This is a genomic window from Xenorhabdus bakwenae, assembly GCF_030272115.1.
GTDB lineage: Bacteria > Pseudomonadota > Gammaproteobacteria > Enterobacterales > Enterobacteriaceae > Xenorhabdus > Xenorhabdus bakwenae.
This window is the reverse complement of record NZ_CP119194.1, coordinates 2,967,309-2,993,629: the sequence shown is the minus strand read 5'-3', so window position 1 is coordinate 2,993,629 and position 26,321 is coordinate 2,967,309. Positions and strand designations below refer to the sequence as shown.

The following is a 26,321-nucleotide window of genomic DNA, read 5'->3' as shown; positions in this document are numbered from 1 at the left end:
AAGCGCGTGAATTATATACTCGATAAACTTCAAGTTGCAATCCGCAACGGGGCTTATATTTCCCCGTTGTGTGAAGAAATATAACACATACCTTGAGGTTGGATTGGTATAAATATATATTAATAACAGGTGAAGTCATCAATAATAAATTTATTACTCTCATGGGGATAATATTTATTTTATAGTGGTCAGGTTTGTTTATATTTTTTGATTATGACAATATTTATAGATTATTATAAATTTTTTTATTTTCCTGTCGGATATAATTCTGTCATTTTTCAAGTTGCAGCTTTATTGCCTGCAACTTGAAATTTATTATCTGGCGTTCTCTACATAGTGCCGGAAATATCAGATATCAATATTCGCCGCTTTCAGAGCATTCTCCTCAATAAATGCCCGGCGAGGTTCAACCGCATCTCCCATCAGGGTCGTGAACAGTTGGTCAGTTGCAATCGCATCTTTCACGGTGACACGCATCATGCGACGGGTTTCCGGGTTCATGGTTGTTTCCCACAACTGATCAGGGTTCATTTCCCCCAGACCTTTATAGCGTTGGACGGAAAGACCACGGCGTGACTCTTTCGTCAGCCATTCCAGAGCCTGTTCAAAGCTGCTTATTGCCTGACGACGTTCGCCACGTTCGATGTATGCGTCTTCCTCAATCAAACTCCCGATCAATTCACCCAGTTTGGTAATGCGGCGATATTCGCCACCGTGGATAAAATCGAAATCCAGATTGTAGTTAATATCAACACCATGTGTACGAATGCGCAAAATTGGCTCAAAAATCTGGCGTTCGCGGTTTTCATGGATTTGATAGCTGTAAGTGCTGCCATGCTGCTCTTTGTCATTCAGACGAATAGACAACTCGCTGACCCATTCTTCCACTTTCGCCTGATCGTTCAAGGCATCTTCGGTCAGTTTTGGATGGTAAATCAGGTTGTTCAGCAGGGCCAGCGGATACAGACGTTCCATGCGACGGATGATTTTCTGAGCGGTATTGAATTCAGTCACCAATTTTTCCAATGCTTCACCTTTCAGGGCGGGTGCATGTGGATTGGTATACAATGCTGCGCCATCCAAGGCAATGGACATCAGGTAGGCTTCCATTGCATCGTCATCTTTGATGTATTGCTCTTGTTTGCCTTTCTTCACTTTATACAGTGGTGGCTGGGCGATGTAGACATAACCGCGCTCAATGATTTCCGGCATCTGACGATAGAAGAATGTCAGCAACAGGGTGCGGATGTGCGATCCATCAACGTCGGCATCGGTCATGATGATAATGCTGTGATAACGCAGCTTGTCTGGGTTGTACTCATCACGGCCAATGCCGCAACCCAGAGCGGTGATCAAGGTGGCGACTTCCTGTGAGGAGAGCATCTTGTCAAAGCGCGCTTTCTCAACGTTCAGGATTTTACCTTTCAACGGCAGGATAGCCTGGTTCTTACGGTTACGTCCCTGTTTTGCTGAACCGCCCGCAGAATCACCCTCCACCAGATAGAGTTCAGACAGCGCCGGATCGCGCTCCTGGCAGTCAGCCAGTTTGCCCGGTAATCCGGCCAGATCCATAGCACCTTTGCGGCGGGTCATTTCACGCGCTTTACGGGCGGCTTCACGGGCGCGGGCTGCATCGATGATTTTGTCGACGACGGTTTTAGCATCGTTCGGATTTTCCAGCAGGTATTCCACCAGCTTCTCATTCATCAGGGTTTCAACCACTGTTTTCACTTCGGAAGAAACCAGTTTGTCTTTGGTCTGGGAAGAGAATTTAGGATCAGGGACTTTAACGGAAATGACCGCAATCAAACCTTCGCGGGCATCGTCACCGGTAGCGCTGACTTTGGATTTCTTGTTGTAACCCTCTTTATCCATGTAGCTATTGAGGGTACGGGTCATTGCGGTACGGAAACCCACTAAATGGGCTCCCCCATCACGCTGAGGAATGTTGTTGGTGAAACAGTAAATGTTTTCCTGAAAACCGTCATTCCATTGCATGGAAATTTCAACACCAATACCATCTTTTTCGGTAAAGAAATAGAAGACATTCGGGTGAATGGGGTTTTTATTGCGGCTCAGGAATTCAACAAACGCTTTGATGCCCCCTTCATAGTGAAAGAGATCTTCGGCATTGGTGCGTTTGTCGACTAAACGAATGGCAACACCGGAGTTGAGGAATGATAATTCACGCAGGCGCTTTGCCAGAATGTCGTATTCGAACTCAGTGTTAATCTTAAACGTATCCATACTTGGCCAGAAACGGACAGTGGTTCCTGTCTGCTCAGTATCACCGACAACTTTCAGTGGTGACTGTGGCACGCCCAGACAATAGGTTTGTTCGTGAACCTTACCGTCACGGCGGATAGTCAGTTCCAGTTTTTCCGATAAGGCGTTAACAACAGAAACCCCCACGCCATGCAGTCCACCGGAAACTTTATAGGAGTTATCATCGAATTTACCCCCCGCATGCAGCACGGTCATAATGACTTCTGCTGCTGAAACACCTTCTTCTTCGTGTATGTCGGTCGGAATACCGCGGCCATCATCCTGCACAGAAACGGAGTTATCTGCGTGGATAGTGACAGTTATTTTGTCACAATGACCTGCGAGGGCTTCGTCGATAGCGTTATCAACAACCTCGAAGACCATGTGGTGCAGGCCAGTACCATCATCGGTATCACCGATATACATGCCTGGACGTTTACGGACGGCATCCAGCCCTTTTAATACCTTGATACTTGAGGAGTCATATGTATTCGACATCAACGTTTCTCGGAAGGATTACCCATAAGTGCCCCACGGTTTGGTTGTGAAGGGTATGCTATAGCAGAATCAACATAACCTGACACACTCGATGTGCTCGGTGAACACCTCATCAACTGAACATCTTTTTTGTCTTCTTATCGCTTTTGCCCCACCCCATTTGTGTTCTATGGGATTCAAGTCCGGACTATAAGCGGGCAGCCACTCTAATTGATATTGACTCTCTGCTATCGCTTGTATCGTATCAAGTCGTTTATGAAAACGCGCATTATCCATGACTATCACGGCACCGTGTGGGAGTTTGGGCAATAAATCCTGCGTCACCCACGCATGAAAGACATCGGCGTTAATGTTGCCAGTAAATAAGCTTAAGGTGATGAACGTATTTTCGAGAATGGCTCCAATCACGTTAATACGGCCTTTCGCGTGCCAATCCTGTGTACCAAAACAACGCTGCCCTTTCTCTGAATACCCGTATATCCGTGGCATTGACTGCGCGAAACCACTTTCATCCAAATACACAATCGGTTTGCCTTCCTGTTTATAGCCGCTGATGCGCTCGACAAACGCCTGACGAAGCTGAGGATCAGCGCGAGGATGTTTTAAGGTTTTTTTATGAGTGAGGCGAAGCCGTTTCAACGCGTAATGAATCGCCGATTGTGAGACCCCTAAGCGCTTTGCTCTTTCCCATTGATAGTCATCAGGAAAATTTTGGACATCCGCGATGAGCACCTCATCAGGAATTTTCATGGGAGGCTTATCACGCGTCATGCAAGGTTCTATTTTATGACTCCACCGGAACAGGGTACGAATAGAAATCTCAAAATGGGCACTCGTTTGTTCGAAAGTCAACGAATGCTTATCTTTGTATGCCAGTACTCTTTTTCGAAAATTTAGACTGTAACCCATTTCACTTTATGCCTTGTCATTTTGGATTTGGATATTATGACATATTAGTATGATTTTGCTATATCTAAAGTTAAAGTTTCCATGAAAGCCTGAACTCCTCCTGCCACTACATTTTCCCCACAATAAAATAAACAAATGTGCCAACGTAATTACCAATAACGTAACCGACGGTACCAATAACCATAATCGGCCCGACCAGAGTATTCCAACCTCTGTTGATTGCCATTGCCGCGGCTGTGGTCGGTCCACCGATATTGGCATTACAGGCAAGAATGTTTTCTTCCAGACTGAATTTAAATACTTTCCCCGCAGCAAGGGTAATAATCAAGTTAATCATGGCAATGATGAAAACAAAGACAAACAGTAAAGGCGCGTTGTTAATGATGGAATGAATTGAAGCTGGTATACCTATAACGACAAAAAACATATAAATGGCATAAATCCCTAATTCCTGTGTACCATTCAAGTTACTGAACGTCTTTTTGAAGATAGATACGACAATAAATGTTACCGTGGTAAGGAGCAGGTATTTATCAGATACCAAACTGAAAACTAGTTCCTGATAGATATTATCAGGCTGCCCAAACAGGAACTTTAGCCATGATGAGAGATGAAATGATAAGGTAACGATAAAGATTGACCATGCAAGAGATAAGGCTATATCTTTCAGGGCAATATTTTGGGGTTTCCAATAGGCGGCAGCAAAGGTCTGGGATTTATCTAAGTTGGGAGAGTCATCTATCACGCCAGAGTAGAGACTGCCCCAGAATTTCCTTGCCGCTGTCCAGCCAGATATTGCTATCAGAATAATAAAATAGCCAGCCATCATCATATGATCAGCCACAATGGTGGATACAACCATACTTTGAGAAGGTTCTAGTTTAGCCGCCATTACAGCAAAGTTGACTCCTCCTCCCGTATAAGATGCCGAAATCATACTGCTTATTTTATCCAGTTCGGAAATATATCCCTTGAGCAGATGGGTCATGCTTCCAATCATTAGATTGTTGTAGTAAACTCCCCACTTTTTATTACTGGTGAGATATGGCTAAAGTTGATGTGGTTTGTCGTTACTGTCACAAAGCGGAAGAGGTCAAAGGGCATGGAAAAGGAAGCAGCGGACATCAGCGTTATCACTGTTATGCCTGCCGTAAAACCTTTCAACTGAATTACACCTACCAAGCCTGCAAACCCGGAATGAAAGATCAGATTGTGGATATGGCTGCGAATAATGGCGGTATCAGAGACACCGCTCGTGTCCTGAAGGTGGGTATCAACACCGTTCTTCGTACCCTAAAAAACTCGAACCCAGACAGGTAACTACACTGCCGCTGGCCGCAAATAATATTCATATTATCTGCGAAATTGATGAACAATGGTCTTTTGTCGGTAACAAGAAGAATCAGCGCTGGCTTTGGTATGCCTGGGAACCGGAGCAAAAGCAAATAATCGCGCACGTATTGGGGGATCGCAGCAGGAAAACACTGAGCAAATTGCTGGCACTTCTGGCTCCTTTCGAAATTCAATTTTTCTGTACCGATAATTATGCCGTTTACGATTGCCTTTCTGAGGAAAAACACTTTAGAGGGAAGAAATTTACTCAACGTATCGAAAGAACCAATCTGACCTTACGTACTCGCATCAAGAGACTGAATCGGAAAACGATCTGTTATTCCAAATCCGAAGAAATGCATGACAAAGTGATAGGCACTTTCATTGAGCGTGAATACTATCTTCCAAAGGTTATCTAACTATTGGGTGCATGACCCTTCAATTAGACCATATTGCCACCATTCCAGTGCACCAGTCGAATAAGAACCAAGTTGTTTAGCACGCTCCATGCCATCATAGTTTTCAATTCGTTTCCTAATATTACTCCTGATTTTTCTGCCAATAGGATTTTCTCCGGCAATTACATCAAATCGTTCCCGTGGATTAATAATAAAAATTAAATGATCTCCTAGGTTTCTACTACGCCTTTTTTTATTTTCTGGAGTGCTCATGTTGATAAATAACTGCATGCCGTCAAAACACATTGACCAACCTTCTGCATCAGGATCTATTCCAACATTTTCTGGCCAAGGGATGGTGTCATTATCATGAAGCTTTTGCAAAATACTCCAGCCATAGTTGTGATAACCCTCTATGGTGTTGGCAGAAATTGCGTTTTTGGAGAATGCAACAACCAGTGGAGAAGCAGTATCAATTTCTTTATTCCATTTCCTCTCAATAGCTATGAATTCTTTGAGTGTTTCGATTAAATGATTTAATTCTTCATGTGAATTATTTTCAACAAAAATAAACAGTAACAACTTTTTCCTAAATGCACGTTTGGAAAAAACACAAGGAAAATCAGGATCATTGAGTTTATTTTTTAAATTATCAAATACATCTTTATGCCAGCCTGTGCCTTTTTCTGATAGAGTTCTCTGAGAGATCAGTAATCTAATATTATTCATTTGATAATATCTCCAATGGTAAGATTATTTAAACTAAATCAATGTGATTTTCGATATCTTGCGAGGAGCTTCCATGCTATTAGTGAACATATAATTGCTATGATCTGGAAGAAGAGAAATATCTCCAGTGCTTTTTCATTTCCAAACAGATCAGCGATAATACCACTGCCAATTACAGGTAGAGAAAAACCAACGTAGGCGTATATGAACATACCAGCTACTGAACGAGCACGGTTATGAGGATCCTTAGATGAAAATAAAAACAACGCTGCAAGATAGATAAATCCATAGCTAGATGCGCTGGTTAATGCAGTCCCCATTAAGATCAAACTGGGAGATACGTAATTAACACCAATAACAATAACCACAAAGCCGAGGAACGTTAAAATGAATCCGAGTCGCAATGAATTTTCGTTAGATAAACATCTGGCAAAAGGTTGACTTAAAAAACCCACGAATACAGCCAAAAAAAACTGTCATCCCAGTCCAATCACTCAGTGCCAATCTCTCAAGTTCTAGAGGTATTACCCCAATAATCATGCCAGTAGTTGACCATGCAATAGCAATAGCCATACCGTAAATCCAAGTTCCTGCTGGGAATGTTGGGAGTCTGAGCATTGAGACATTTTTACGGGTATACTTTTTAGACATCATTAGAGTGATGATTGCCAGTATGGGGGCGAGTGCAATGAAAGCTTGATAACTATATGGAGTAAATGTAGTTCCCTGAAATTTTAAACTAATACTGGTTGCTAATGCACCACTACCGAAACCAAGCGAGGTCATTGATGTGACGAGAAGAGCAGCTTTATCTGCCTTGGCTTCTCCCATCAGTTCTGTCATATATGCTGTACCTGATGTGGTAGCTAGCCCTGTACCGATCCCAAGTAATAACCGTGAAATAAATAAGCTTCCCCAGCCTGGATAAATAATAAGCAAAAATGTTGCTGCTATTGCTAAAAATAATGCAATAGAAATAGGAAGTCGTCTTCCAACTCTATCGGATAAACCTCCTAGGAATAATAGCGTAGGCATCAAACCTAATACATAAGCAGCAAAGGCAAGGGTCACTGCAGTTGTTCCTACATTACTCATGGATGCATATTGGCTATAAAGTGGGGTCTGAATATTGACAGCAAAGGTGATAACAAACATTGCGATAGCAAGTAATATAATTGAAACCTTCGTAGACATTTTATTGTTACCTTATTTAAATGGCAGATTCACATAATGAGTACTACATCATTATATTCGAAGTAAAGGCGTATTTTGTTTCTCTAACTGTCTACTGGTAATTTCATATTCTGCTAACCTTAAATAATTACAGATGGTGATAGTTTTAATTCTTTATTTTAAATGATGTAAACCTTTAATAGCCTATTTTGTTATCTATGGTACTAATAATTAACTTTTTACCTTTCCTAATGACAGTATCTTAGTCCTAGGCACTAAAATATTTTTTATCAAAAAATTCAGGTTAATTATTAACCATGCTTTAATATCTAAAGTTAATAATAATAAAATTTTAATGTTTCTAAATTTTGTTTGATTTTAAAATAATAGAAAGATAATAATTTACCATTGATATCTTTCTGTTTAAATATAATTAATATTACTACTCTGAACATTAGCTTCTTCCAAGATTTTAAATAAAACACGTAATAACCATCAATTCATATGACAAGGAGAGAGTAAGAAGTTCAGTATGGTTATTATTCTCATTTAATATAAATAATAAATGCAATATTTTTTATACAAACAAGAAAGTATGTATCCCCTTGAATATGAACAGTGCCCATATAGTTATGTATAACAAATTTGTATTCTAAACTTAAACTTTTCTGGATAAAATTTGGAATAACCTATTATGTTTAAGATTAGATATTTTTCAAGCCCTACAGTGGTAATTAAGATATAAAATAGTATTTTCGGTTTATCACACTACAAATGTACAAAAAACATCATTCACAAAGCATATCATAAACATATTTGTTACATCATTTAGAGTTTTTATCCACCCTCCTCATGTCAAAATAATAGTGATGATGGACGCCTCCTTTTCAACGGCAAACAGTGCCATCTTTTTTCCGATGCATTGAATTTTGGGAGAACATCTCATGAATACGATCAAAGTGGTGGGCATTGAGCTCGCTAAAAACGTTTTTCAGGTTTGTGTGTGGATGGAATATGGCTTCGTGACTTTGAACCGAAAAATCTCACAGCAAAAATTACTCGATACCGTGCGCATTTTCCCGTCGGCCACCGTCATTGCGATGAAAGCCTGTGCAACGTCTCATTATTGGGGCAGAACACTACAGGAGATGGGATTTATCATCAGGCTTGTCCCCACCCAGAATGTCAATGCCTTCAATCATCATCAAAACTTGTGGGAAGACCTAAAAGCTTGGAACATCTGCATCCATGAAATGGATAACGAAATTAGTGTTGCAGAAACGGGGGAATCACAAATTTATCCCAGATAGCTCTGTGCTATCTGGGATAATGGATTTAAGGAGTAATATCAGATATCAATATTCGCCGCTTTCAGAGCATTCTCCTCAATAAATGCCCGGCGAGGTTCAACCGCATCTCCCATCAGGGTCGTGAACAGTTGGTCAGTTGCAATCGCATCTTTCACGGTGACACGCATCATGCGACGGGTTTCCGGGTTCATGGTTGTTTCCCACAACTGATCAGGGTTCATTTCCCCCAGACCTTTATAGCGTTGGACGGAAAGACCACGGCGTGACTCTTTCGTCAGCCATTCCAGAGCCTGTTCAAAGCTGCTTATTGCCTGACGACGTTCGCCACGTTCGATGTATGCGTCTTCCTCAATCAAACTCCCGATCAATTCACCCAGTTTGGTAATGCGGCGATATTCGCCACCGTGGATAAAATCGAAATCCAGATTGTAGTTAATATCAACACCATGTGTACGAATGCGCAAAATTGGCTCAAAAATCTGGCGTTCGCGGTTTTCATGGATTTGATAGCTGTAAGTGCTGCCATGCTGCTCTTTGTCATTCAGACGAATAGACAACTCGCTGACCCATTCTTCCACTTTCGCCTGATCGTTCAAGGCATCTTCGGTCAGTTTTGGATGGTAAATCAGGTTGTTCAGCAGGGCCAGCGGATACAGGCGTTCCATGCGACGGATGATTTTCTGAGCGGTATTGAATTCAGTCACCAATTTTTCCAATGCTTCACCTTTCAGGGCGGGTGCATGTGGATTGGTATACAATGCTGCGCCATCCAAGGCAATGGACATCAGGTAGGCTTCCATTGCATCGTCATCTTTGATGTATTGCTCTTGTTTGCCTTTCTTCACTTTATACAGTGGTGGCTGGGCGATGTAGACATAACCGCGCTCAATGATTTCCGGCATCTGACGATAGAAGAATGTCAGCAACAGGGTGCGGATGTGCGATCCATCAACGTCGGCATCGGTCATGATGATAATGCTGTGATAACGCAGCTTGTCTGGGTTGTACTCATCACGGCCAATGCCGCAACCCAGAGCGGTGATCAAGGTGGCGACTTCCTGTGAGGAGAGCATCTTGTCAAAGCGCGCTTTCTCAACGTTCAGGATTTTACCTTTCAACGGCAGGATAGCCTGGTTCTTACGGTTACGTCCCTGTTTTGCTGAACCGCCCGCAGAATCACCCTCCACCAGATAGAGTTCAGACAGCGCCGGATCGCGCTCCTGGCAGTCAGCCAGTTTGCCCGGTAATCCGGCCAGATCCATAGCACCTTTGCGGCGGGTCATTTCACGCGCTTTACGGGCGGCTTCACGGGCGCGGGCTGCGTCGATGATTTTGCCGACGACGGTTTTAGCATCGTTCGGATTTTCCAGCAGGTATTCCACCAGCTTCTCATTCATCAGGGTTTCAACCACTGTTTTCACTTCGGAAGAAACCAGTTTGTCTTTGGTCTGGGAAGAGAATTTAGGATCAGGGACTTTAACGGAAATGACCGCAATCAAACCTTCGCGGGCATCGTCACCGGTAGCGCTGACTTTGGATTTCTTGTTGTAACCCTCTTTGTCCATGTAACTATTAAGGGTACGGGTCATTGCGGTACGGAAACCCACTAAATGGGTTCCCCCATCACGCTGAGGAATGTTGTTGGTGAAACAGTAAATGTTTTCCTGAAAACCGTCATTCCATTGCATGGAAATTTCAACACCAATACCATCTTTTTCGGTAAAGAAATAGAAGACATTCGGGTGAATGGGGTTTTTATTGCGGCTCAGGAATTCAACAAACGCTTTGATGCCCCCTTCATAGTGAAAGAGATCTTCGGCATTGGTGCGTTTGTCGACTAAACGAATGGCAACACCGGAGTTGAGGAATGATAATTCACGCAGGCGCTTTGCCAGAATGTCGTATTCGAACTCAGTGTTAATCTTAAACGTATCCATACTTGGCCAGAAACGGACAGTGGTTCCTGTCTGCTCAGTATCACCGACAACTTTCAGTGGTGACTGTGGCACGCCCAGACAATAGGTTTGTTCGTGAACCTTACCGTCACGGCGGATAGTCAGTTCCAGTTTTTCCGATAAGGCGTTAACAACAGAAACCCCCACGCCATGCAGTCCACCAGAAACTTTATAGGAGTTATCATCGAATTTACCCCCCGCATGCAGCACGGTCATAATGACTTCTGCTGCTGAAACACCTTCTTCTTCGTGTATGTCGGTCGGAATACCGCGGCCATCATCCTGCACAGAAACGGAGTTATCTGCGTGGATAGTGACAGTTATTTTGTCACAATGACCTGCGAGGGCTTCGTCGATAGCGTTATCAACAACCTCGAAGACCATGTGGTGAAGGCCAGTACCATCATCGGTATCACCGATATACATGCCTGGACGTTTACGGACGGCATCCAGCCCTTTTAATACCTTGATACTTGAGGAGTCATATGTATTCGACATCAACGTTTCTCGCTCATCTTAATCCTGTGGTTGAACCTCTATTTTGCCATGTTCTACGCGAAACATCCTGCTATTTACATCAATCATGTCTGTAACTTGCCCGGATGTGATTGCACTGACAAACACCTGGGCTTGCGTAGATTTCAGACGCTCGGCTAATAGCTGACGACGGCCGGCATCCAGTTCTGAGGCAAAATCATCAAGCAGATACAGGCATTTTTGCCCGCTCTGTCGGGTGAAATATTCACCCTGTGCTAACCTCAATGCGCACATCAGTAACTTCAACTGACCCCGGGACAGCATATCTTCTACTGGTGTACCGTCCGCCCTGATCCGCAGATCGGCTTTATGCGGGCCGGAAGCGGTGTAGGTTAGCGATCTGTCGCGCTCAAACTGCCGCGCGAGCAGCTCCGCATATTCACTCTCTTTGTCCCAACCTTGCTGGAAGCTGGTACTCAGTGTGAATTCAGGTAAAAATTGTTTGCAGGTTTTTTCTATATCCTCGGAAATTTCTGCAATATATTCAGCCCGCCATTGACTGATTTCGGTTGCCAATGGGGCAAGCTCTCGATCCCAATGCTGGATTTGGTTGTAGCGGGTGACTTGTCGCAATGCGGCATTCCGTTGCTTAAGCAGCCTTTTCAGGTTAGCCCAGGCTGCAAAAAAGCGTGGCTCATTGTGAAAACATCCCCAATCAATAAAGGCCCGACGATATTTCGGACCGCCATTTAGCAACGTAAAACCTTCTGGTGTGATAAGTTGCATCGGCAGTATTTTCGCCAATTCAGCAATTTTATGCCCATCACTGCCATCTATCCTGACTTTGCTATCGCCCTGACGGTTTTTGCTTAATCCCACCGATAAAGTACGTTCATAGGATAGCTGATCAATGCGCCCATGAAGAATGAACGCGTCGCAATCATGACGAATTACCCGGCCTGCCTGAATACTGCGAAAAGCACGACCGTGGCCTAAGGTATAAATGGCTTCCAATATACTTGTTTTGCCGCTACCGTTCGGCCCAACCAGAAAATTAAAACCGGCTGCCAGTGGCAGGTCAGCATCCGCGATATTACGGAAATCGCGGATCAGCAAACGCGAGAGAATCATATAATGAGTTAATGTTGTTACAGGCGCATTGGCATCACGACATAAGTCGCAGCCTGACTGGCTGAATTCTCAATTTTTACGCTGGATGTGGCATCTGTTAGCAGGAGACTGACTTGCTCGCATTTCAATGCGTTCAGAACATCCAGTACGTAGCTGACATTGAAGCCAATTTCCATTTCAGTGCCCTGATAACTGACATCAACAATCTCTTCTGCCTCTTCCTGCTCTGGGTTATTGGCGGTAATTCTAAGTTGATTTTCGCTCAAGTAGATGCGAACGCCACGGAATTTTTCATTGGACAAAATGGCGGCCCGCGAAAATGCCTGCTTAAGCATGTCACAATTGGCTTCCAGCGTTTTATCGGGATTTTTGGGCAATACGCGACGATAATCAGGAAAACGGCCATCAACCAACTTCGATGTGAAGGTAAAATCACCAACATGAGCACGAATGTTATTGCTGCCAATCTGCAATTGCAGCGGATTATCACCGCCATCGAGCAGACGCATTAATTCAATAACGCCTTTGCGGGGTACGATCACGGAATGGGACGGCAGATTTTGCCCGATGCTCATGGAACAAACGGCCAAACGGTGGCCGTCTGTGGCAATGGTACGCAGTTCTTCGCCTTCAGTTTCGAACAACATACCATTCAAGTAATAGCGAACATCCTGATGCGCCATGGAAAATTGGGTAGACTCGATCAGGCGTTTCAGTGTGGCCTGAGGCAGAGAAAATTCAACTTCACTCTGCCAGTCATCAAGATTAGGAAAATCTGAAGCAGGTAACGTAGAGAGTGAAAATCGGCTGCGTCCCGAACGGACGAGAATGCGATCGCCATCCAGTTCTACACTGATTTCTGCTCCGTCAGGCAATCCACGCCAGATATCAAAAAATTTACGGGCGGGGACAGTTGTTGCACCTTGTTCATGTGGCTGGGTCAGTGTCACCCGAGCCTTCATTTCCATTTCCAAATCGGTGCCCGTCAGCAACAGGGAACCTTCTGTTACCTGCAATAATAAGTTGCCTAAAATAGGCAGGGTAGGGCGACCCCCCAAGGGGCTGCTAACCTGTTGCAAAGGTTTTAATAATTGCTCACGTTCAATGATAAATTTCATAGCGCTAGGAAGACAATGTTCTGATTAAGTTAGAAAAATCTTCTTTGATGTCGTGACTCTCTTCACGCAGTTGTTCGATTTTACGACAAGCGTGAAGTACGGTTGTATGGTCACGTCCACCAAAGGCATCCCCGATTTCAGGCAAGCTGTGATTGGTCAGCTCTTTTGCCAGCGCCATTGCCATTTGTCTCGGACGGGCAACAGAGCGTGAACGGCGCTTGGAAAGCAGATCGGCAACCTTGATTTTGTAATATTCAGCCACCGTTTTCTGAATATTATCGATGGTTACCAGCTTTTCCTGTAGAGCCAATAAGTCACGTAATGCTTCGCGTACAAAATCAATAGTAATCGCACGGCCGGTAAAATTGGCATTGGCGATGACTCGATTCAACGCGCCTTCGAGTTCACGAACGTTAGATCGCAGGCGTTTAGCAATAAAGAAAGCCACTTCCCCCGGCAACTGGATTTGGTTCTCATCAGCTTTCTTCATCAGAATGGCAACGCGGGTCTCCAGCTCCGGTGGTTCAATAGCCACGGTCAATCCCCAACCAAAACGGGATTTTAACCGATCTTCGACGCCATTTATCTCTTTCGGATAGCGATCTGACGTCAGAATAATCTGTTGATTACCTTCTAACAGCGCATTGAACGTGTGAAAGAATTCTTCCTGGGATCGCTCTTTATTGGCAAAAAACTGAATATCATCGATCAGTAGAGCATCCACTGAGCGATAGTAACGTTTAAATTCTTCTATCGCATTGTTTTGTAATGCTTTTACCATATCCTGAACGAAGCGTTCAGAGTGCATGTAAACCACTTTTGCATTGGCCTTGCGGGCCATAATGCTATTGCCGACAGCGTGCAAAAGGTGGGTTTTGCCCAGTCCGGTTCCGCCATAAAGGAACAGAGGATTGTATGCGCCACCAGGATTATCAGCCACTTGTCTGGCGGCAGCTCTGGCGAGTTGGTTGGATTTACCTTCAACAAAGTTATCGAATGTATGCTTGGGATTAACGTTGGAACGATAGGATAACTCTGGTTGAGCTTTTGCGTTGTCCCAGCTTGGGCGTACTGATGGACTGGACGGCGCAGCAGCCACCGGCATATTGGTAATGATTTTCTGAGATGGAGACTGGTTTGGTGAAACAGGCTTATTTCCTACTTCAAAACGCAGTAAAGGTACTTCAGGACCACAGAAATCATTTAATAACACATTGATATTATTAATATATTTCTCCCTCACCCAATCCAACACAAAACGGTTGGGGGCATAGAGAGCCAAAGTGTTATCACTCAGTTCTGCCTGAAGGGGTCGTATCCACATACTGAATTCTGTGGCAGGTAACTCATCCTGCAATCGGGCAAGACATTGCTGCCAAAGCGAAAGTGACACGGCGAACTCCCCTAAAACAAGACTAATAAAAGAAACCGGAATAAAAGATACGTTATATAGGGCACAAGGTGTTATTCCTCTCTGTTTCTCATGTGACGAGGAACAGAGCACGTACCTTGTGGCGATTTTTAACATCATCGCTCCCCAAAGATCCACATAATCTGTATATAGAGAGACTGGGATCGGGATCAACGATCATAACGCAAAAGACGACACAAATCCTCATTCTTTTACACAGCTTTGACGCTTTTTATCCACAGGGAGATCACCACGCTTTTTGGTACTTGCAGAATATGTAGGCCCGCAAGAGATACTGTAGTGTAATCATGGCATATAGCAAACTTCATTTAGCTATCGTTTGAAATTCAATATGCTGATGGTGTTACGATCGCGCAATAAGAATGCAACGATAGGTGTATGATCCTTGCGCTTTATTACACAGTCCGTATAATCTTGCACCCTGCGTGTTATGCCAATGATTTTTTCCGGTTAGGTCTGGTGAGGATTTGGGGTTAGCACTTCGGGTAGCAAAAGTCTGACCTGTCTGTGATTGATTGAAATAAAAAAATCCGACAGGGGGGCGGTCAGGCTCGTGTCATCTTAGATTGACGAGGGGGAGTACATTTTATTACAATCCTGCCTCTTTCTATATATTGATGTTGCGACTGAGGCATCGGTGTCTACTTTATTCTCACTGGTCGCCAACGCATTTGCTGAATCAGTAACAAATTTTAAGCTAGGTAGAAATCGCTATGAAACGCACTTTTCAACCATCCGTACTGAAGCGTAACCGTTCTCACGGCTTCCGCGCACGTATGGCCACTAAAAATGGTCGTCAGGTTCTGGCTCGCCGTCGTGCGAAAGGCCGTACTCGTCTGACTGTTTCTAAGTAATAAAGCTAACCAATCCAGTGGTTAAGCTCGCTTTTCCGAGGGAGTTACGTTTGTTAACTCCCGAGCATTTCACGTATGTTTTCCAGCAGCCGCAACGGGCAAGCTCCGCAGAGATAACAATCCTTGCGCGCTTGAATGAGCTGGGGCATCCCCGCATCGGTCTAACCGTCGCCAAAAAAAATGTTAAACGCGCCCATGAGCGTAATCGTATCAAGCGACTGGCTCGTGAAAGTTTTCGTTTAAACCAACATAAATTGCCTCCAATGGATTTTGTGGTTTTGGTGAGGAAAGGGGTCTCTGAGCTTGATAACCGTGAGCTAACGGAAGCTTTGGGCAAATTATGGCGTCGTCACTGTCGCTTGGCTCGCGCCTCCTGATTGCTTTAATTCGGGGTTACCAGTTAGTGATTAGTCCACTGCTGGGGCCTCGTTGTCGTTTCAATCCTACCTGTTCCCACTATGGCATAGAGGCATTGCGCAGGTTTGGGATGATAAAAGGCAGTTGGTTAACAGTGAAACGCGTATTAAAATGCCACCCTTTACACGAAGGTGGTGATGATCCTGTCCCACCTAAAAAAAATGACGATAACAGAGAACATTAACGATGGATTCGCAACGCAATCTTCTTCTCATCGCTCTGCTGTTTGTTTCGTTCTTGGTCTGGCAGGCGTGGGAAAATGATAAAAACCCACAACCAACGGCCCAGATCACGCAGCAAGCAAATACTACGCTGAGTAGCGAAGCAAGCAGTGGGCAAGGTAAACTGATCACCGTGAAAACGGATGTGCTGTCATTGCACATCAATACCCGTGGCGGTGATATCGAGGAGGCTGATCTGCTGGCCTATCCTGATACTCTCGGTTCCAAAACCCCATTCAAATTGCTGGAAACAACCCCTGAATTCACTTATCAGGCTCAAAGTGGATTAACGGGTATCCATGGTCCCGATAATCAAGCTGAACGCCCGCTTTATCATGCCACTCAGAATAGTTTTGTTTTGGCCGATGGTCAGAATGAATTGCGTATTCCAATGACTTATACCGCGCCGGACGGCGTTGTTTATGTCAAAACCTTCGTTTTAAAACGGGGCGACTATGCAGTTTCTGTTGATTACAACGTCAATAACGTCACTGATAAACCCTTGCAGATGGCGTTTTTTGGTCAGTTGAAACAGAGCGTTGAACTGCCAAAACATCGTGATACTGGCAGCAACAACTTTGCTCTGCATACTTATCGTGGCGCTGCTTACTCTTCTGATGAAGAAAAATACGAAAAATACAAATTTGATGATATTGAAAGTAAAGCGCTTTCCGTGACCACAAAAGGCGGCTGGGTAGCAATGCTCCAGCAATATTTCGCCACGGCGTGGGTTCCGGGAGAAGGCAAAACCAGTACTTTCTATACCAAAGACCTGAAAAACCAAAAAATGGCGATCATCGGGTACAAAGGTGAAGACATCAATATTGCGCCGAACAGCCAGCAGAATATCTCTTCTACCCTGTGGGTTGGCCCTGAAATTCAGGACAAAATGGCAGAGGTTGCACCTCATCTGGATCTGACCGTGGATTACGGTTGGTTGTGGTTTATTTCCCAGCCGTTATTCAAGTTGCTGAAATTCCTGCATGAATTCATCGGTAACTGGGGCTTCTCTATTATTGCGATTACCTTTATCGTGCGCGGTATCATGTATCCGCTGACCAAGGCGCAATACACCTCAATGGCGAAAATGCGTCTGTTGCAGCCAAAAATCACGGCAATGCGTGAGCGTTTTGGTGATGACCGCCAGCGCATGAGCCAGGAAATGATGGCGCTGTATAAGACAGAAAAAGTGAACCCGCTGGGTGGTTGTTTGCCTCTGGTGATCCAGATGCCAATCTTCCTGGCATTGTATTACATGCTGATGGGTTCTGTTGAGCTGCGCCATGCCCCATTTATTGGCTGGATTAATGACTTGTCTGCTCAAGATCCTTACTACATCCTGCCATTGCTGATGGGTGTGACCATGTTTGTTATCCAGAAACTGTCACCGACTACCGTGACTGATCCAATGCAGCAGAAAATCATGACCTATATGCCTGTTGTGTTCACGGTTTTCTTCCTGTGGTTCCCGTCTGGTCTGGTGCTGTACTACATCGTCAGTAACCTGGTTACCATTATCCAGCAACAAGTTATTTTCCGCAGTCTGGAAAAACGTGGTTTACATACCCGCGAGAAAAAATAGCTGTTAAAAAAATATAAAATATAAGTGGAAGGCGGTCATTGGCCGCCTTTATTATTTTAGTTTTGAAAGATAACAAACCTAGGTCGAAAGAGAGAATTTCATGAATACCACCGATACGATAGTCGCTCAGGCCACTCCTCCGGGACGAGGCGGTGTAGGCATTCTGCGTATTTCTGGCCATAAAGCTGCGGAAGTTGCTGAGGTGGTATTGGGTAAACTCCCAAAACCGCGTTATGCCGATTACCTGCCCTTCCGTGATACCGATGGTTCTGTGCTTGATCAAGGTATTGCACTTTACTTTCCCGGCCCTAATTCATTTACGGGGGAAGATGTTCTGGAACTTCAAGGGCACGGTGGGCCGGTTATTCTGGATTTGCTGTTAAAGCGTATTCTGGCGATTTCCGGTGTACGTATTGCCAACCCGGGTGAATTCTCTGAACGAGCTTTTCTCAATGATAAACTTGACCTGGCACAGGCAGAAGCCATTGCGGATTTGATCGACGCCAGCTCTGAACAGGCCGCACGTTCCGCGATGAATTCCCTGCAAGGTGCATTCTCTAGCCAAGTCCATGAAATGGTGGAAGCGCTGACTAACTTGCGGATCTACGTTGAAGCCGCGATTGATTTTCCAGATGAAGAGATTGATTTTCTTTCCGATGGCAAGATAGAAGCCAAGTTGGATGACGTGATCGCAGACCTTGAGCACGTTCGTTCACAGGCGCGTCAGGGCAGTTTGTTGCGCGAAGGCATGAAAGTCGTGATTGCAGGGCGTCCGAATGCGGGTAAATCCAGTTTGCTTAATGCACTGGCAGGCCGTGAAGCTGCGATTGTGACTGATATTGCAGGAACAACGCGCGATGTTTTGCGTGAACATATCCATATTGATGGAATGCCGCTGCATGTGATTGATACGGCAGGATTACGCGAAGCCAGTGATGAAGTGGAACGTATTGGTATTGAGCGGGCATGGCAGGAAATTGAGCAGGCGGATCGGGTACTGTTTATGGTAGACAGTACGACAACCGATGCCGTTGAGCCTGCACAAATCTGGCCTGAATTTATGGCTAAGCTATCAGAATCGCTGCCGGTTACCATCATTCGTAATAAGACAGATATGACGGGGGAAAAAACGGGTGTTACAGAAGTCAGTAACTATACCTTAATTCGCCTTTCTGCCCGCGATGGGGAAGGTGTCGGTTTTCTGCGTGATCACCTAAAAAAGACGATGGGTTTCAACAGCAATACAGAAGGTGGTTTTCTTGCCCGTCGTCGTCACTTGCAGGCATTGAGCACGGCAGCAGAACATTTGCAGGAAGGCCATCAACAGCTCGTCTTTGCCCGTTCAGGGGAACTGTTAGCAGAAGAACTGCGTTTGGCACAGCAAGCTCTAAGTGAAATCACCGGTGAATTTACTTCCGATGATTTACTTGGGCGGATTTTTTCCAGTTTTTGTATTGGGAAGTAAGATGACAAATAAAGTCCGCTTGGGAGGCTCTTCTGCTACTGCGTGAATAAAATCTGATGAAAGTAAGGCGCTGGATAAAAAAACCAGCGCTTTGTCATTAATCTTATAACCCTTTATTTTTCCATAGCTCGCCACTGAGATTATTTTCGATTGAGAAAATAACAGATGAAAGTAAAGGCTAATGCAAGTCCAGCCAAAAATAACATCAGGGCTTGATAACCCTGGATCAAGGTATTGAAGCGAGCTAACAAAAATACAGCAAAAGCGATACCACAAGCTCCCCCTACATTATGAATAGTCCATGAAGTTCCCATGGCAACAGCCGCTTGTTCACGAGGCAGGGAATTCAATGCAATTAATGTTGACGGTCCAAGAATTGATCCCCATCCCATACCAAATAACAATAGTGGGATAATGAACCACCAAGCATTGACCTGTGTTGAGGCGAATGCGAGGAAAGTAGCAGCAGCTACAAACAGTAACAAACCGACTAAAATGACTCGTTGCGGGCCAAATTTTTCACTGCGGTTACCTACCCACGGAGACGTTAAGGCAAACATGACTGTGGCAGGTAGCAAGAACAGACCTATCTCGATATCATTTTTCCCCAATTGTCCTGCGAAAAACATAGGTAATGTCAGCAGCACTGTGCAATAGAAAAAAGCAAGAAAAAAGGTTGCAAGTAGTGCAGAAACAAAACGCATTTTGCGGAAAAAATGGAATTCAACAATGGGTTCTGGTGTTTTTAACTCATGCCATATAAAGATAAACAATGCTATAACTGCTATAGCCAATAGGCTCCATTGTTGCAGGGCATTTCCATCCAAAGAGAAATAACTGACTAAACTTATTAGAAAAATGATCAGGAGAATACAACCGAGTATATCCAGTTTTTTCACTTTTTCGGTTTTATATTCGGGTATAGACCAGGCACATAGAATAAAACTAATAATGATAAAAGGAATATTTATCAAGAATGCGTAACGCCAATCTACTATACCTGCAAATAATCCACCGATAATTGGGCCTATTGCAAGCCCTAGTCCGTTAATCCCAAATAAGATACCAAGAGCTTTTCCCTGTTCATGTTCATCAAATAAATAGGAAATAATAGCACCAGAAACAGTATAGAGAATTGCACAACCAATCCCTTGAATAAACCTAAAGGTAGTGATGGCGGCAAGGTTTGTTGCGAGGCCAACAAGTAATGAGGCTGCGCCAAACAGTATTAATCCCCACAATAATATTTTTTTGCGCCCGCGACTATCAGCCAATGTCCCGACCGGAACCATAAAAGCGGAAAGAGCTATCATAAATATAGAAGTAACCCATTGTGTTTCCCTCAACGAGGTATTAAATTCACGTCCAATTGCAGGGATAATGGTATTCACAACGGTGAGATCTATACATCCAAGAAAACTTGCAATACATATTCCGATTAATCCGGTATATTTTCGGGTTACAATGACTGACTCACTCATTTACTAGCTCCTTTTGCTCTGTATCAATAGGATCTTCATAAAATTGAGATTTTTTCTTAAATTTTAAAGAGAGCCAGTTAACATACTCATTATGTGATTTTTCAACAAAAATCTCTCTGGTTTTACGCATTGCGGCAGTCATTTGTTTCGGATAAATGATGAAGTTGATATCATCATTGGCCCACATTGGCATAATGACAGGACATTCTTCTAGAATATAAAAGAGTGATCGATAAAAAGTACCTTCATATTCTGCTGTTCCATATTTAATATTATTTCTTTCTGCAAATACATTGATAGTTTCATTAATGCATGAACGATAGTGTTCATTGGAATAATATTCATTCAAAATACGGTCATAGTAATATTTATAGTCTTCACGTTTAAGATAGACATCCCAGCGAATAATTTCATTAGGTATTTTTAGATTAGACAGCGTCCCTGCATTATTCTTAAGCCATTCATTTCCTTTTGTCAAACTGTATTGGTAGTTATCACTAGCTGTGCCAGTACTATAGTTATGTCGTTGTAAAGAGTCTGCTACAGCAATGATACATTTACCAAAACCAGATTGATTTATTTTATCTATTGTTGCAGAAATTTTTTCTCCCTCATGATATTCTTTTCCCACACTGATAAGTAGAAGCACTGTCTTATCTATATAATGATTAGCTTTAAATTTACCTTGTGCTTGTAATGAAACTTTGTACATTTCTCAACTCCAATAAACTAACGGATCATTTTCAGATATCACTCCAATAAAAGAACTAAGCGTTATACGATCTTGCTCTTTAACTGGGCGAACGGCATGGATGAAACGAGGATTTAATATTATTAAATCACGTAGTTTTGGTTTTATTACTAAATCAGGTGTAGGCATGTCGTGGCGATTAATACCATAATGCCGTGTTCCTTTCAGGCGTTCATACTCTAAAGCACTAGGTTGAATGTTCCACATTTCGAGTTCTCCTCCGTGATCAGGAACCTGCATGTAGATATTGGCGGAAAGTTGGTATTGTAATGTCCAATCAGTATCAGGAGGAAGTGTCCATTCTAAACTATCAATATGAGGTTCAAGATCAACATTTGGAGTAAGATAGCGGCAAACACCGACAAAACATTTTTGTTTTTTAACTGCTAATAAATGAGCACCTTCTGGCCAAATATCATCTAATAATGTTCTGAAATGCTCTATTGGTGAAGCTAATTCACCAAATATATCACGTATCCGTTGGATGTTTTTTATTGCTTGTTGGTGATATTCTTGCCTTATTTCGTCTGTCTTTATCTCAGCATAAGCTATACCAAGTCGGGTAAACTCCCGGGCATGTCCGAGAGCGCCTTTATCCTGATGAAGGAATAATTTTTCTTTTGCCCTCTCAGTGGCTGAAATTTGAACAAAATTAGGTATCCTTATCGCTAAAGCATCCCCAGTACATAGTGAACATAGGTGGTTACCTGTTAGGGACTTCACATCAACTTCTATTACTTTGCCCATACTATCTCCTTATGAAAACGGAGAAAATAATATTAAACAAAAATTAAACCAAAATTAAACAAATAACATTTTATTTATAACTTTTTATTAAAAACAAAAATAACAGGGAGTTAAAATAAAAAAATTATTTTTCTTTGAGTTATGGTGAATTGCTTTATATTTTTTTAAAATTTCATTATGTTGTTTAACTTTAAGAAAGTGATAGGTTTAATAATTTATTTAGTCATGATCTACGATTTTAAAAACTTATTTTAATGGCCTTGTTGGATTTACCTCAATGTAAAATCAAGTGTCAGCATGACATTAGGCTCTATACCCGCTGGTATGGAGCCAACTGAATTGGCATGATTGATAGCATCGAGGGCGGCATTATCCAGTGTGCTATTGCCGGAGGAATTCACTACTTTGGCAGCGGTTAATGTGCCGTCATCCAGCAGGGTAAAGTTAACTGTGACTATACCTTGTTGTTTCATTCTTTTTGCTTTGCGGGGATAGCGTTTATGGCGTTCAATTTCTTGCCGCAGTCTTGCATAGTAATTGTCCACTTCGCTATTTCCTTGCCCCACCAAAGGTTTTGATGTTGCCGCGCGGCTCATATTGCCTTCTGAATTAACCTGATCGCTACCATGCGTTGCCTGCTCTGTCTGATTGTCTTTCTGTACCTGTGGTGATTGGGTGGGTTTCTTTGCTGCCACTTTTTGCGGTTTTTCTTTCTGCTGCTTTTGGCGTTTCTTAGGTTTATCGGCTTCTGGCGGTTTTGCTATCTTATTTTCAGGGTGAATGGCTTTATCCAGTACGAGTTCCGGTTTTGTTGGTGATTCCGGTGCCGTCAAAAGTGGGGAGGGAGGAGAAACAGGCTCCGGCTTGTTTTCCCACAATGGGGCGGCAACCATCGTTATAGATAGCCCCATAGTAGAAGCGTTATTGTTGATATGAGGTGCCGTGTCATCATCATATGAAGCATGTCGGTTAAACAGCCATATCAGACTGGTATGCAATAAAATAGCGATCAGGATACCACCCAGTACTCTCCTTCTGGGCATCAGTGGAAAACAGATGGCTGGATTGTCTAATATGGCTGTGTTGGTCATACGATCCTCGAATCAAGTCTCTAAAACTGGCTGGTCAGGCTGAGTTTAAAGGTTCTGCCCGGTGCTGGAATCATCGAACGCGTTAGCGGATCGAGATAGTAGCGGTTAGTGAGGTTTGTGCCAGTCAACTCTACGGAGATAGCCGGAGTGATTTGATAGCTGATATAGGCATCAACCGTAAACACCGGATTCCAGCGCATTGGGTTATTGGATTGCCCCTCATAAATATCGGGCAAGGCACTCATCAGCCATTTTTCATCTTTGTTTTCAGCTTTGCTGTGATAGAGCATTCGGCTGCCTAGCTCCAGTTTTTCATCAAACAGGCGGCCGCCAACGGACAGGTTAGCTGAGTATTTAGGCTGGATAGAGGTGCGTAAAAAACCGCCAGGGAAACCGCCGTCAATACATTCAGGTATGCCATAACGATTCTGGGAATCCAGCCTCATGGCAGAATTACTGTCACATACCTTATTTTTCATGTTGTAAACCAACCCCATCTCGGCAAAGAAGCCACCGTTGTCATAACGTGCCTGGAGTTCCAAACCTGCCAGTTTCTGTTTGTCCAATTGAGAGAATTTATAGGTAGTGTCCCTGTCGAACACATTCTCAATGAGGGTGTTGTAATAGGAAAGTTTGATATCGGCATGGCGTTCAGCGTCGACTAATTGGCTGAAATCGTAGACTAAGCCGACTTCCGCAGTTTTGGCACGCTCAGGCTTGAACTTATAACCTATTTGGTTGGTTTTAGAGCCTGAAAAACCGACGGTATCTTCAAAAATACTGGGCATTCTTACCGCTTCGGCATAGCGGGCGTAGATACGGAAATCGTCAGTGACATAGGCTGTAGCAGAGAAAGTGGGTGCCCAAGCGTGATCCTTACGTTTTGGAGCAGGTTCCCAGGGATCGTTAACATCAGGGCCAGGTACGCCATTAGCGTCAGCTCCCGCATCGTATTCATATTTATAGACTTCTTTGCCGCTTATTGGATCAATAACCTTTTCATTCATGTTTAATTGGCCATTGAAATAGGGGTTACCGCTTTTACTGAGCCTGCCATTGCTAGGATCGTATTTCCAAGTGAATTTTTTTAGAACCATATAGCGTTGTTGTTGCCCATCACGATCAAGAATAGGGTTAGTTGATAAACCTATTTCTTTTAATTTATTAGTCAATTCCTTGCGTTCTTTTCGGCTCAATTTTCCATGCAATCTTTTCTTGAGATACTCAGATTCTTCGACTGTCGGTGTTTGGTAATAACTCATTTCATGGCCAATGGTTTCCCGTTGTTTCTGATAATTGTTATCTCTTACGACACGCCGTTCATTAAGCAAATCGTCTTGGGACCAATAAGAAACACGTTTGGCTCCAGCATTCAACTCCAGCCATGAAGCGGGCTGCCAGTTAAAGTTAAAGGCGAGGTTGATTTCCTGACGTTGTCCTTTCCGTGCCGGTGACTGGAAGAAATATAGGTTAGTTGAATTATAATTATCATTGGAATCGAGGCGTTCCCGTTGGAAATTCCCCATTAAGGTCAACTCTAAGCTCGGGTGTAGGGTAAATTTATTGGAAAGATCGACACCCCAACGATTGTTTTGAGAATGGGTGAGAGCGGTATTGATCAATGTGCCATCGATATTGGCGTTTCTGCGGCCAATACCATCTTCCCAACGCCAGTCTCTGTCGACAGGGGAGCGCGGATATCCTCCGGCGGTGTTGGTATTGCTGGTGGTGCGAGTTGTCCATAAGTTCATGTCGAAGTCGATATAGGGGTTATTCTCAGGCTGCCATTTATAGCTCAGGTTGGCTGCTTGCTGATGAACTTTCGCTAATGGCCATTGAGGAACTTTATTTTCTTCGGGCTTAATCCAGCCCAGGCGTGAAGGCATAATATCGCCGAACTCCATGCGCGTATTGCGAAAGCCTAATAGTAATGTTTGATTATGGGTGAAACGCCAACTGTTTTTAATTAATACAGAACGCATTTCACTGGAAGTGTTGGGAACTTCATTACCGGGACGATAGATACGAGCAGCAAAAGGCAGATAGGGGTCCAGCGTTGTCCTGACATTCTTCATGAGTTCCCTGTCGTTTTCCGTAATGGGTTCATCATAGCGATGGGCGCCACCTTTTCCGGCAAAATAGTTACCCTGACGACGGTATGCATAGGCCAGCATTAGGTCAAAATATTCCTGCCGTGTTCCTAATGCGAGACGGAAGGCATTATCTTTGAAGCCAAACAGTTTATTGTCTTTCGATGAATGAGGCGTAATCTGCAACTCTGGATCGGTTTCAATCTTATTTTGGATAAAATCAGGAATATCGCGGTAGTCCTGCCCCAATGGTAGGGACGGTGTACGCTCTCTCACTGAGTTACTACTGGTTTCCAGCTTAGTATTGATGCCGAAAGTTTCTCCTTTCGGCACTACATCATCAATGGTCAATGTTTTGATGGATACTGCACCACCGATAGATCCTTTAACTCTACGGTTCAGAGAAGGGCCTTTTTCGATTTCAATGCTACTGATTAGGTTTGGATCGATGTAATTACGGTTATTGGCGCCATTATAACCACGCCCGACGGTAATCGCCTGTTCTGTACCATCAATGGTGACGGGAATTCGCCCTTGTCCCTGAACGCCACGGATATTGATATCCAGAGCACCACTATTGCGGGAATCACCGCTATATACACCGACAGCACCTTTAATTAAATCGGCGGGAGAAGCACCCTTGTAGCGCTCTATCTGTTCTTTGCCAATATATATATTGGCGATATCCTTGTCATAGACTGCATCGTAACCTTCTTCATCTTTAGCGCTGTTATCCGTGACACGGATCTTGCCCAGATCCGTCTTGCTGTTTGAGGTGGTGCCCGTAGGTTTGGATTCGGCAAACAGGGGGGGGCAGCCAGTGACAATGCCAGTGACAATGCAATTGTGATGGGGGTGAACTGGGTTCTAACTCGGTATGCCATTGATGCCTCCA

General features: G+C 43.7%; 21 protein-coding genes. 7 read left to right on the top strand and 14 right to left on the bottom strand.

Features of this window, described 5'->3' with window-relative positions; all coding sequences use genetic code 11:
* Nucleotides 1-348: 348 nt before the first annotated feature.
* From gyrB (PXH59_RS15070) to PXH59_RS15060, 3 genes are all read right to left on the bottom strand, one after another.
* Entirely contained in the window at nt 349-2,763 is a 2,415-nt protein-coding gene (gene gyrB, locus PXH59_RS15070) for a DNA topoisomerase (ATP-hydrolyzing) subunit B (protein ID WP_285809004.1), read from the bottom strand.
* A gap of 69 nt (nt 2,764-2,832) precedes the next feature.
* Complete coding sequence (locus PXH59_RS15065; protein ID WP_285809003.1) at nt 2,833-3,672, bottom strand: IS630 family transposase; 840 nt, start codon at nt 3,670-3,672, stop codon at nt 2,833-2,835.
* A 106-nt stretch (nt 3,673-3,778) separates the two neighbouring features.
* Nucleotides 3,779-4,660 (bottom strand): DUF819 family protein, encoded by an 882-nt coding sequence (locus PXH59_RS15060; protein WP_285809002.1) that lies wholly within the window; start codon nt 4,658-4,660, stop codon nt 3,779-3,781.
* A gap of 56 nt (nt 4,661-4,716) precedes the next feature.
* Here PXH59_RS15060 and PXH59_RS15055 point away from each other — a divergent pair.
* A protein-coding gene (locus PXH59_RS15055) for an IS1 family transposase (protein WP_285808308.1) occupies nt 4,717-5,423 on the top strand; the annotation gives its coding sequence in 2 pieces (ribosomal slippage) (nt 4,717-4,966 and nt 4,966-5,423; 708 coding nt in all).
* Here PXH59_RS15055 and PXH59_RS15050 read toward each other — a convergent pair.
* On the bottom strand, nt 5,424-6,131 hold the full coding sequence (locus tag PXH59_RS15050) for a YqcI/YcgG family protein (protein ID WP_285809001.1): 708 nt from the start codon (nt 6,129-6,131) through the stop codon (nt 5,424-5,426). It lies immediately after the preceding gene.
* Between the two features lie 414 nt (nt 6,132-6,545).
* Complete coding sequence (locus PXH59_RS15045; RefSeq protein WP_285809000.1) at nt 6,546-7,325, bottom strand: MFS transporter; 780 nt, start codon at nt 7,323-7,325, stop codon at nt 6,546-6,548.
* Nucleotides 7,326-8,248: 923 nt separating this feature from the next.
* Here PXH59_RS15045 and PXH59_RS15040 point away from each other — a divergent pair.
* Nucleotides 8,249-8,614, top strand: a complete 366-nt coding sequence (locus PXH59_RS15040) for a hypothetical protein (RefSeq protein ID WP_285808999.1) — start codon at nt 8,249-8,251, stop codon at nt 8,612-8,614.
* A 38-nt stretch (nt 8,615-8,652) separates the two neighbouring features.
* On the opposite strand, the gene gyrB (PXH59_RS15035) is transcribed toward PXH59_RS15040, so the two are convergent.
* Genes gyrB (PXH59_RS15035) through dnaA form a run of 4 tightly spaced genes read right to left on the bottom strand, consistent with a single transcriptional unit; the run spans nt 8,653 to nt 14,688 of the window.
* A complete protein-coding gene (gene gyrB, locus PXH59_RS15035; RefSeq protein WP_285808998.1) occupies nt 8,653-11,067 on the bottom strand; it encodes a DNA topoisomerase (ATP-hydrolyzing) subunit B in 2,415 nt (804 codons plus the stop codon).
* A gap of 18 nt (nt 11,068-11,085) precedes the next feature.
* Nucleotides 11,086-12,177, bottom strand: coding sequence for a DNA replication/repair protein RecF (gene recF, locus PXH59_RS15030; RefSeq protein WP_047771136.1), 1,092 nt, complete (start codon nt 12,175-12,177; stop codon nt 11,086-11,088).
* A gap of 17 nt (nt 12,178-12,194) precedes the next feature.
* On the bottom strand, nt 12,195-13,295 hold the full coding sequence (dnaN, locus tag PXH59_RS15025; RefSeq protein WP_285808997.1) for a DNA polymerase III subunit beta: 1,101 nt from the start codon (nt 13,293-13,295) through the stop codon (nt 12,195-12,197).
* 4 nt (nt 13,296-13,299) lie between these two features.
* Nucleotides 13,300-14,688 carry a chromosomal replication initiator protein DnaA gene (gene dnaA, locus PXH59_RS15020; protein ID WP_285808996.1) on the bottom strand — a complete coding sequence of 463 codons (1,389 nt, stop codon included), beginning with the start codon at nt 14,686-14,688 and terminating at the stop codon, nt 13,300-13,302.
* Between the two features lie 752 nt (nt 14,689-15,440).
* Here dnaA and rpmH point away from each other — a divergent pair.
* The 5 genes from rpmH (at nt 15,441) to mnmE (ending at nt 19,266) form a co-directional block, all read left to right on the top strand.
* Nucleotides 15,441-15,581, top strand: a complete 141-nt coding sequence (rpmH, locus tag PXH59_RS15015) for a 50S ribosomal protein L34 (protein ID WP_004093983.1) — start codon at nt 15,441-15,443, stop codon at nt 15,579-15,581.
* Between the two features lie 17 nt (nt 15,582-15,598).
* Entirely contained in the window at nt 15,599-15,958 is a 360-nt protein-coding gene (gene rnpA / locus PXH59_RS15010) for a ribonuclease P protein component (RefSeq protein WP_047771133.1), read from the top strand.
* Nucleotides 15,922-16,182: a membrane protein insertion efficiency factor YidD gene (gene yidD, locus PXH59_RS15005; RefSeq protein ID WP_047771132.1), complete on the top strand. Its 261-nt coding sequence runs from the start codon at nt 15,922-15,924 to the stop codon at nt 16,180-16,182. The genes rnpA and yidD overlap by 37 nt, the downstream gene beginning before the upstream one ends.
* 2 nt (nt 16,183-16,184) lie before the next feature.
* Complete coding sequence (gene yidC, locus PXH59_RS15000) at nt 16,185-17,801, top strand: membrane protein insertase YidC (protein ID WP_285808994.1); 1,617 nt, start codon at nt 16,185-16,187, stop codon at nt 17,799-17,801.
* A 100-nt stretch (nt 17,802-17,901) separates the two neighbouring features.
* Nucleotides 17,902-19,266, top strand: a complete 1,365-nt coding sequence (mnmE, locus tag PXH59_RS14995; RefSeq protein WP_285808993.1) for a tRNA uridine-5-carboxymethylaminomethyl(34) synthesis GTPase MnmE — start codon at nt 17,902-17,904, stop codon at nt 19,264-19,266.
* 140 nt (nt 19,267-19,406) lie between these two features.
* Here mnmE and PXH59_RS14990 read toward each other — a convergent pair whose 3' ends face one another.
* The 5 genes from PXH59_RS14990 to PXH59_RS14970 form a co-directional block, all read right to left on the bottom strand.
* Nucleotides 19,407-20,747 (bottom strand): MFS transporter, encoded by a 1,341-nt coding sequence (locus PXH59_RS14990; protein WP_047771129.1) that lies wholly within the window; start codon nt 20,745-20,747, stop codon nt 19,407-19,409.
* The gene (locus PXH59_RS14985) at nt 20,740-21,459 is read right to left on the bottom strand and encodes a hypothetical protein (RefSeq protein WP_285808992.1); all 720 of its coding nucleotides are present in this window, start codon (nt 21,457-21,459) and stop codon (nt 20,740-20,742) included. Before PXH59_RS14985 ends, PXH59_RS14990 begins: the two co-directional genes overlap by 8 nt.
* Nucleotides 21,460-21,462: 3 nt before the next feature.
* Nucleotides 21,463-22,245, bottom strand: coding sequence for a 2OG-Fe(II) oxygenase (locus tag PXH59_RS14980; protein ID WP_285808991.1), 783 nt, complete (start codon nt 22,243-22,245; stop codon nt 21,463-21,465).
* Between the two features lie 269 nt (nt 22,246-22,514).
* Entirely contained in the window at nt 22,515-23,336 is an 822-nt protein-coding gene (locus PXH59_RS14975) for a TonB family protein (RefSeq protein WP_285808990.1), read from the bottom strand.
* 20 nt (nt 23,337-23,356) lie between these two features.
* Nucleotides 23,357-26,233, bottom strand: a complete 2,877-nt coding sequence (locus PXH59_RS14970) for a TonB-dependent receptor domain-containing protein (RefSeq protein ID WP_434223385.1) — start codon at nt 26,231-26,233, stop codon at nt 23,357-23,359.
* Nucleotides 26,234-26,321 lie beyond the last annotated feature (88 nt).